The following is an 8,354-nucleotide window of genomic DNA, read 5'->3' as shown; positions in this document are numbered from 1 at the left end:
ACTGGACGGGTGTCCGCGGCCGCCGCGGACACCCGTCCAGTCCAGGTCCACGCCGGCCAGCCACAGCCGGCCGGCCGCTTCGGTCAGGGCCACCGAAGCCGAGGCCGGGTCGTCCGCACCGGGCAGCGTCGGGATCACCGAAGCCCAGCGCTTCGGCGCGCACGCCCGGTGCCCGCGCACCATCGCGCCCAGCGACCGGCCCGGGCCGAGCTCCAGCAGCACCGTGTCCTCGTCGGCCAGCACCGTCGCCAGGGCGTCGTCGAACCGGACGGGGGCGCACATGTGCTCGGCCCAGTACCCGGGCGTGGGCGCCTCGGTGACCAGCTCGCCGGTCACGTTGGAGACGTACGGGATCGCCGGTGCGGACAGCGTCACGTGAGCGGCGACCCACGCGGTCAGCTCCTCGCGCAGCGAAGCGAGCTGCCGGGAGTGGAACGCATGCGTGGTCGCCAGCGGCCGGCACGGGATGTCGCCCAGCGACGCCCGCAGGGCAGCGATGTCCGCCGAAGTCCCGGACACGACGGTCAGCTGCGGCCCGTTCACCGCCGCGATGTCGAGACCGGTCCCGGCGATCCGGGCCCGCACCTCGTCGAAAGGCAGCGGCACGGCCGCCATCGCCCCGCCGGGCAACGCGGCGATCAGCTGCGCGCGGTGCGTCACCAGCGCGAGCGCGTCCTCGAGCGAGAACACCCCGGCCAGGCACGCGGCCACGTACTCGCCGAGGCTGTACCCGACCAGGACCGACGGCTCGACGCCCCACGAGCGCACCAGCTGCGCCAGCGCGTACTCGACGGCGAACAGCGCCGGGTGCAGCACCTCGGTGCGGTCGCCCGCGCGCGAGCCTCCGTCCGTGCGGCCCAGCAACGCGGCCAGCCCGCCCGAGCCGGCGCGCTCGCCGAGCATCTCGTCCAGCACGGACGGACCCAGCAGCGCGCGGCAGCGGTCCAGCTCGGCCCGGAACACCGGCGCCGTCTCGTACAGTTCCGCAGCCAGGCCCGGGTACTGCTCGCCGGTCCCCGCGAGGAGGAACCCGACGCGGCGGCCGGTGCCCGCGTCGCCCGACGCAGACACCGCACCCCGGGCCAGCAGCCCGGCCGCTTCGCCGGAAGAGCCGGCGACCAGCATCCGCCGGTGCCCGAACGTCGTCCGTCCACTTTGGAGCGTGTGGGCGACGTCGGCGAGCGCGTCACCGGAGGTCGCCAGGTGGGCGGCGAGATTCGCGGTGGCCGCGTCGGCGGCGGCGGCCGACCGGGCCGACCACACGAGCAGCTCCGGCCCGGCCGGCCCGGTGGCGGGCACCGGCAGCGGCGCCTCCTCCAGCACGACGTGGGCGTTCGTGCCGCCGATGCCGAACGCGCTGACGCCGGCGCGGCGCGGGGTGTCCGTGCGCGGCCACGGCGTGCGCTCGGTGACCACGGTCAGCTCGGCGCCGCCCGCGGTGAGCTGCGGGTTGGGCGTGCCGAGGTTGCGCGTCGGCGGGATCTCCCCGTGGTGCAGCGCGAGCGCCGCCTTGATCAGGTTCGTCACGCCGGCGGCGCGGTCGAGGTGCCCGACGTTCGTCTTCACCGAGCCGATCCGCAGCGACCGGCCCGCGAAGACCTGTTGCAGCGCGGCGATCTCGGCTGCGTCACCCAGGGCGGTGCCGGTGCCGTGCGCCTCGACGTACCCGATGTCCGCGGGTTCCAGCCCGGCGGCGGCGAGCGCCTCGGCGATCACCGTGGCCTGGCCCTCGACGCCGGGCGCGGTGAAGCCGACCTTGCGGCCGGCGTCGTTGTTGACCGCCCAGCCGCGCAGCACCGCGTACACCCGGTCGCCGTCGGCGAGCGCGTCCTCCAGCCGGCGCAGCGCGACCACGCCGACCCCGCCGCCGAGCGGGGCACCCAGGCCCGCGGCGTCGAACGCGCGGCACTCGGCGTCCGGCGGCGCGATGCCGCCCTGCTGGTAGAGGTAGCCGACGCGGTGCGGCACGCCGATCGAGACCCCGCCCGCGAGGGCGACGTCGCATTCGAAGTTCGCCAGGCTGCTCGCCGCGACGCACACCGCGACCAGCGACGTCGAGCACGCGCTCTGGATGCTGAAGGCGGGGCCGGACAGGCCGAGGGTGTGCGAGACCCGGGTGGCCAGGGTGTCCTTGTCGTTGCCGAGGGCGATGGCGATCTCGCCCATCTCGCGGGCCGCCTCGGCGGGGGTGAGGTTGTGGGTCAGGTAGGTGCTCCACGCGCAGCCGGCGAACACGCCGATCGCGCCGTCGAACCGCGCCGGGTCGCAGGCCGCGTCCTCCAGGGCGTGCTGGCTGTGCTCCAGGAAGAGCCGGTGCTGCGGGTCGAGGATCTGGGCTTCCTTCGGGTTGATGCCGAAGAAGCCCGCGTCGAAGTCCTCGACCCCGTGCACGACGGCGCCCGCCTTGACGTAGGCCGGGTCGCCGAGCCGGTCGGCGGGAACGCCCGCGGCCAGGAGTTCCTCGTCGGTGAAGCGGGTGATGCCGGAGCGGCCGGCGCGGATGCTCTCCCAGAGCGCGCCGACGTCGTCGGCGCCCGGGAAGCGGCCGGCCATGCCGACCACGGCGATGTCCGTGGGCGAGAACTCGCTGCTGGTGTCGGTCACGGTGTCCCTCATTTCCGGGTGCCGGCCAGGCGGCGGCGCTGGCCCCGCGCGGATCCGGTGGTGGCCGCCCGCGGGGCGGGGGAGTCGGTGTCGGTCAGGGCGGCGGCGAACGCGGCCACGGTGGGGTGGCCGAAAAGCACAGCCGGCGCGATCCGGCGGCCGAGGCGCTTCTCCAGCGCCGCCACCATCGCCATGCCGACCAGCGAGTTGCCGCCGAGGTCGAAGAACGGGTCGTGCACGCCCACGGCGTCGATGCCCAGGAACTCGCCCCAGACGCCGGCGATGTCGGTCTCGAGCTCGCCGCGCGGGGCGGCGTACTCGGTGCGCAACGGCGGCCGCGGGTAGCGTGATTTCGGCGTCGGTGCCGCTTCGAGGAGCCCGCCGAGGTCGTTCAGCTCGGCCAGCTCGCGGCGGGCCGCCGGCAGGTCCTGGCGCAGCGCGACGACCGTGCCGCGGAAGCCGGTGCCGGCCAGTTGGTCGAGCAGCGCGCAGCCGGCTTCGGCGGTGAAGCCGTATCGGCGGCGGTAGGCGAGGCGGGCTTCGCCGGTGGCCGCGTCGGCCCAGGAGTCGTGCTGCCAGTGTCCCCAGGCGACGGTCACCACCTGGGTGTCCGCTGTGGACAGTGCGGCGCCGTGGGCGTCGAGGACGCTGTTGGCCGCGCAGTAGTCGGCTTCGCCGATGCCGCCGACGACCGTGACGATCGAGGAGAACAGGACCAGGCGCCGGGGCCGCGCGTCCAAGAGCGGGCGGACCGCCCGGACCTTCGGGGCGAGCGTGCGGTGCATGTCCTCGGCGGTGCGGCGCTGCGCGAGCCCGCCGCCCGGCAGGCCGGCGGCGTGCACGATCGAGTCGAGCTCGCCGAACCGAGCTCGGGCTTCGAGCAGGGCTTCGGCCAGCTGTTCCGGGACGCCCGTGTCGGCGGTGAGCACCAGCACCTCGGCGGGTTCCAGGTCCGCGAGGTCGCCGGGGTCCGCGGCACCGGTGCGGCTGATCAAGGCGAGCTTGCGGGCGCCGTGCCGGACGAGGTGCTTGGCCACGATCATGCCGAGCCCGCGGGTGCCGCCGGTGATCACGTGCGTGCCGCCCCAGTCCGGCGTGCCGTCGCCGAGGGTGATCTCGGTGTACTCCTGGACGCGGCGGCGTCCGCCACGCCAGCCGGCGAGCACCGGTTCCCGTGCGGCGTCGTCGGTCCAGGGGCGGGCCAGCTCGTCCAAGAGGTGCTTCGCCGGGGTGCCGGGTTCGACGTCGACACCGCGCCACCGCAGGCCCGGGTACTCGGCGCGGACGCCGCGGCCGAGCCCGTGCACCGATGCGGCGTCCGGGTCGGTCAGGTCGCCGCCGGTGATCTCGGCCGCGCCGGTGGTGACGGTGAGCAACCGGACGTCGTGGCCTTCGAGGGCCTGGACGGTGCGCAGGAGGTCGTCGAACCCGCCGTCGTGGACGACGTGCAGGGGCTGGGGGAGCGCGGCCGGATCGGTGCCGACGGCCATCCCCGCTTCCGCGGCCAGCGTGGCGAGCTCGCCGTCGGTGGTGATCAGCGAGCCGCGCGGCGGGGCCGTGGGGCGGGTGGGGTCGAGGCGCCACACCGGGGCGTAGAGCCGGCCGTGCTCCGCCACCGGCTCGGCTCGGGTGCGGGTCGCCGGGGGCCAGAACTTCGTGCGCTGGAAGGGATAGCCGGGCAGGCTCACGGTGCGGCCGCCGGTGTGCGGGGTCGTGACGTCGACCCCGAGCTCCCACAGCCGGGCGAGGGTCTCCAGCAGGGCGGTGCCTTCGGCGGGGCGGTTCTCGACCGGCCAGGGCGCGGGCAGGGTGCCGAGCACGGCGGGGCGGGCCCCGGCCTGGTTCTGGCGGACCAGGCCGCCGAGCGTCTGGCCCGGGCCGAGCTCGACGTAGGCGTCGACGTCCTCGCCGGCGCAGTGGTGGACGCCGTCGGCGAACCGCACCGGGCGGCAGAGGTGGCCGGCCCAGTACCGCGGGTCGACGGCTTCGGCGTCGGTGAGGACGGTGCCGGTCGCGTTCGAGACGATGGGCACCTTCGGCGCCCGGCGGGGCACGGAGGCGACCAGCTCGGCCAGTGCGTCGCGGGCGGGCTCCAGCAGGGTGGAGTGGAACGGGTGCGCCGAGCGCAGGACCCGCGCGGCGAGGCCGGCCTCTTTCAGCTGCCGGGCGGCGGCTTCGACCTCGTCCGGCGATCCACTGAGGACGGTCATCTGCGGGCCGTTCAGCGCGGCCACGTCGACCCGCATCGGGCAGAGCGCCTCGGCGATCCGGCTCGCGGACGCGGCGACGGCGAGCATCCGCCCGGCCGGCGCCCGTCCGATCAGCCGCGCCCGCCCGGTGACGACGTACAGGGCATCGGAGAGGGTGAAGACGCCCGCGAGGCAGGCGGCGACGTACTCGCCGAGGCTGTAGCCGACGAGCAGGTCGGGCCGGACCCCGCGGTCGGCGAGGAGCCGGGCGAGCGCGTATTCGACGGTGAAGAGGAGGGGATGCGCGACCTCGGCGCGGTCGAGGAGGTCATCGCCGTGGCCGGCCCCGAAGAACGACGGCGCGCCGACGTCGATCGGCTCGGCGAAGAAGGCGGCCTCGAGGTCGACGCCGCACCGCTCGGCGGCGATGGCGCAGCATTCGTCGACGGCTCGGGCGAAGACGGGCTCGTCGCGGTGGAGCCGGGTGGCGAGGCCGCGGTACTGGTCCCCGACGCCGGGCAGGAGGAAGGCGACCTTCGGGGTGCCCGGCTTGCGGTGGACGCCGGGGGTCCGGGCGGCCGAGGCGAGTTGCCGGGCGGCGTCGCCGAGGCTGGTGGCGACGACGGCCCGGCGGTGGTCCAGGGGGGCGCGGCCTTCGCGCAGGGTGTGCGCAAGGTCGGCCAGGGCCACGTCGGTGCTCTCGCTGAGCCGCGTGAGCTGCGCGCTCAGCGCGGCCGCCGACGCCGCCGACACCGGGATCAGCTCGGCCACCGGCTCCACCGCCGCCCGGACCGAGGCCGGCGCGGCTTCCAGGACCAGGTGGGCGTTCGTCCCCGACCAGCCGAACGAACTCACCCCCGCCACCGGCGGGCGGCCGCGGTCCGGCAGCGCCGCCGGCCCCGTCGACGGGCGCACCGCCGGGTTCGCCAGCACCTGCTCCGCCGGGTTGTCCAGGTGCAGGTTCGGTGGCACTTCACCGTTCTCCAGCACCAGCACCGTCTTGATCAGCCCGGCGATCCCCGCCGCCGTGTGGGTGTGGCCGATGTTCGTCTTCACCGCCCCGACCGTCAGCGGCCGCTCGGCCGGACGCCCGCCGAACACGTCGCCCAGCGCGCCCAGCTCGATCTCGTCGCCCAGCGGCGTGCCCGAACCGTGCGCCTCGAGGAAGTCGACGTCGTCCGGGGCGGCACCGGCGTCGAGGAGGGCACGGCGGATCACCTCGACCTGCGCGCCGCGGCTGGGGGCGGTCAGGCCGTTGCTGCGGCCGTCCTGGTTCACCGCCGACCCGCGGATCACCGCGCGGATGCGGTGGCCGTCGCGCACCGCGTCCGACAGGCGGGCCAGCACCACCATGCCGCCGCCCTCGCCCATCATGTAGCCGTCCGCGCTCGTGTCGAACGTGTGGCAGCGGTCGGTCGGCGAGAGCAGCGCGTTGCGGCTGCTGTACACGTACAGGAACGGGTGCAGCGCCAGGAAACCGCCGCCCGCCAGGGCGTAGTCGCATTCGCCCGCCCGCAGCGCGCGGGCCGCGAGGTGCACCGCGACCAGCGTCGACGAGCACGCCGTGTCCAGCGAGAACGCCGGCCCGCGCAGGTCGAAGTGGTAGGCCAGCCGCCCGGCGACGACGCTGGCGAGGCTGCCCTGGCCCATGTACGGATCGGCGTACACACCGGTGCCTTCGCGCTCCGCCTCGACCTGGCCGTACTGGAACGCGTCGGAAAACCCGAGCAGCACGCCGGTGCGGCTGCCCCGCAACCGCGGCGCCGGGGTCCCCGCGTCGTCCATCGCCTCCCACGCCAGCTCCATCAGCAGCCGCTGCTGGGGGTCCATCCGCAGCGCTTCCTGCGGGGCGTAGCCGAAGAACCCGGCGTCCCAGCCGTCCACTTCGGACAGGAAGGCGCCGCGCCGCCGGACGCCGGGCACGTGGTCGAACCGGCCGTCGGGCACGTCGCCGACTTCGGCGGCCCGCCCCTCGCGCAGCAGTTTCCAGTACGAGTCGACGTCGGGAGCGCCGGGGAACCGGCAGGACATGCCGATCACGGCGATGGGCTCGCTCTCGCGGGCCTCGTACTCGGCCAGCCGGCGGCGCGCGCCCGCGAGCTCGACCGTCGCCCGCTTCAGGTAGTCGCGAAGCTTGTCTTCGCCGGTCATAACCGAACCCCTATCCGTTCGCAAAAGGTCACAGCTCGTCGATGAAGGCGAAGAGCTCGTCGTCCGAGGCGAGGCCGAGCGCGGGCTCCGAGCCGAGCCCGTCCAGGGCCTCCCGCAGCACCTCCGCCAGCCGCGCGCGCTCTTCGGCGTCCGCACCCGGCAGCACGTCGCCGAGGGCCTCGCGCAGCCGCCGCGCGGGGTCCGGCGGCGGGGGGAGCAGCTCGCCGAGCAGGTGCGCGGCCAGCAGCTCGACGGTCGGGTGGTTGAACAGCAGCGACGCGGGCAGCCGCAGCCCGGTGCCGGCTCCGATGCGGTTGCGCAGCTCCACCGACGTCAGGGAGTCGATCCCCAGTTCGCTGAACGGCTTCGCCACCTCGACCGACGCCGGCGACCGGTGCCCGAGCGCCGTGGCGACCTCCGTGCGGACGAAGCCGGTCACCGTCGCGGCCGCGGTTTCCCGGTCCAGCCCGGCGAGCTGCCCGGCCAGGCCCGTCGAAACCGGAGCGGCCGGGGCAGCGCGGCGCACCGGTACGAAACTCCGCAGGACGGCGGGCACTTCGTCGGCCGCCCGCAGCGCCGCGGTGTCCCAAGCGGACGCCACGACCGTGCCCGACAGCCCCAGTGCGGCGTCGAACGCGGCGAGCCCCTGCGCCTCGGTGATCGGCCGGACGCCGGTCAGCCGCGAGCGGTCCGTCGAGGTCATCGCGGCGGTCATGCCGGTCGCCGTGTCCCACAGGCCCCACGCGATCGACACGCCCGGCAGCCCGCGCGCCGCCCGGTGTTCCGCCAGCGCGTCGAGGGACGCGTTCGCGGCCGCGTAGTTCGCCTGGCCGCGGTTGCCGAGCACTCCCGCGATCGAGGAGAACAGCACGAACGCGGCGAGGGGCTGGTCTTCGGTGAGCTCGTGCAGCAGCCAGGCGGCGTCGCGCTTGGGCCGCAGCACGGTGTCCAGCTGCGCTCGCGTGAGCCCGGTGAGCGTCGCGTCGTCCAGGACGCCGGCGGCGTGGACGACCCCGGTGAGCTTCTCGCCCGCCAAGAGTGCCGAGAGGGCCGCGCGGTCGGCGACGTCGGCCGCCGCCACCCGGACGCGGGCGTCCAGTCCGGCCAGCCGGGCCGGGACGTCGCCGCCGCGGCGCGAGACCAGCAGCAGGTCACGGACGCCGTGCGTGGTCACCAGCCGCTCGGCGACCAGGGCGCCGAGCCCGCCGGTGCCGCCGGTCACCAGCACGGTGCCGTCCCCGAAGTCCACAGTGGAGGGTTCGGCGGCGGACCGCGCCAGCCGGGGCACGAGCACCGCGCCGTCGCGCACGGCGAACTGCGGCTCACCGGCGTCGAGCGCCGCGGCCAGGGGGGCGCCGGGGCGGGCACCCGCGAGGGCGAAGCGGCCGGCGTGCTCGGCGATCGCCGAGC

The 8,354-nt window shown here is 75.7% G+C and carries 3 protein-coding genes; all 3 read right to left on the bottom strand.

Going from position 1 to position 8,354, the window contains the following annotated elements:
* A partial coding sequence (locus CCN39_RS41275) for a type I polyketide synthase (protein WP_158104595.1) occupies positions 1–2,604 on the bottom strand: 2,604 nt, incomplete at its 3' end.
* Positions 2,605–2,612: 8 nt separating this feature from the next.
* Positions 2,613–6,944: a type I polyketide synthase gene (locus tag CCN39_RS41270; RefSeq protein WP_086851759.1), complete on the bottom strand. Its 4,332-nt coding sequence runs from the start codon at positions 6,942–6,944 to the stop codon at positions 2,613–2,615.
* Positions 6,945–6,972: 28 nt separating this feature from the next.
* Positions 6,973–8,354, bottom strand: a 1,382-nt coding sequence (locus tag CCN39_RS41265) for a type I polyketide synthase (protein ID WP_143264350.1), incomplete at its 5' end; no start/stop codon positions are given.

Origin of the sequence: Amycolatopsis kentuckyensis, from assembly GCF_002155975.1 — a bacterium.
Lineage (GTDB): Bacteria > Actinomycetota > Actinomycetes > Mycobacteriales > Pseudonocardiaceae > Amycolatopsis > Amycolatopsis kentuckyensis.
Note: the sequence above shows the minus strand (reverse complement) of the source record. Positions and strands in the feature narration are given on the sequence as shown.

What these genes read in the sequence shown, in the direction of transcription:
- CCN39_RS41270 (WP_086851759.1), bottom strand. Translation starts at nt 6,944, where the DNA reads ATGACCGGCGAAGACAAGCTTCGCGACTACCTGAAGCGGGCGACGGTC.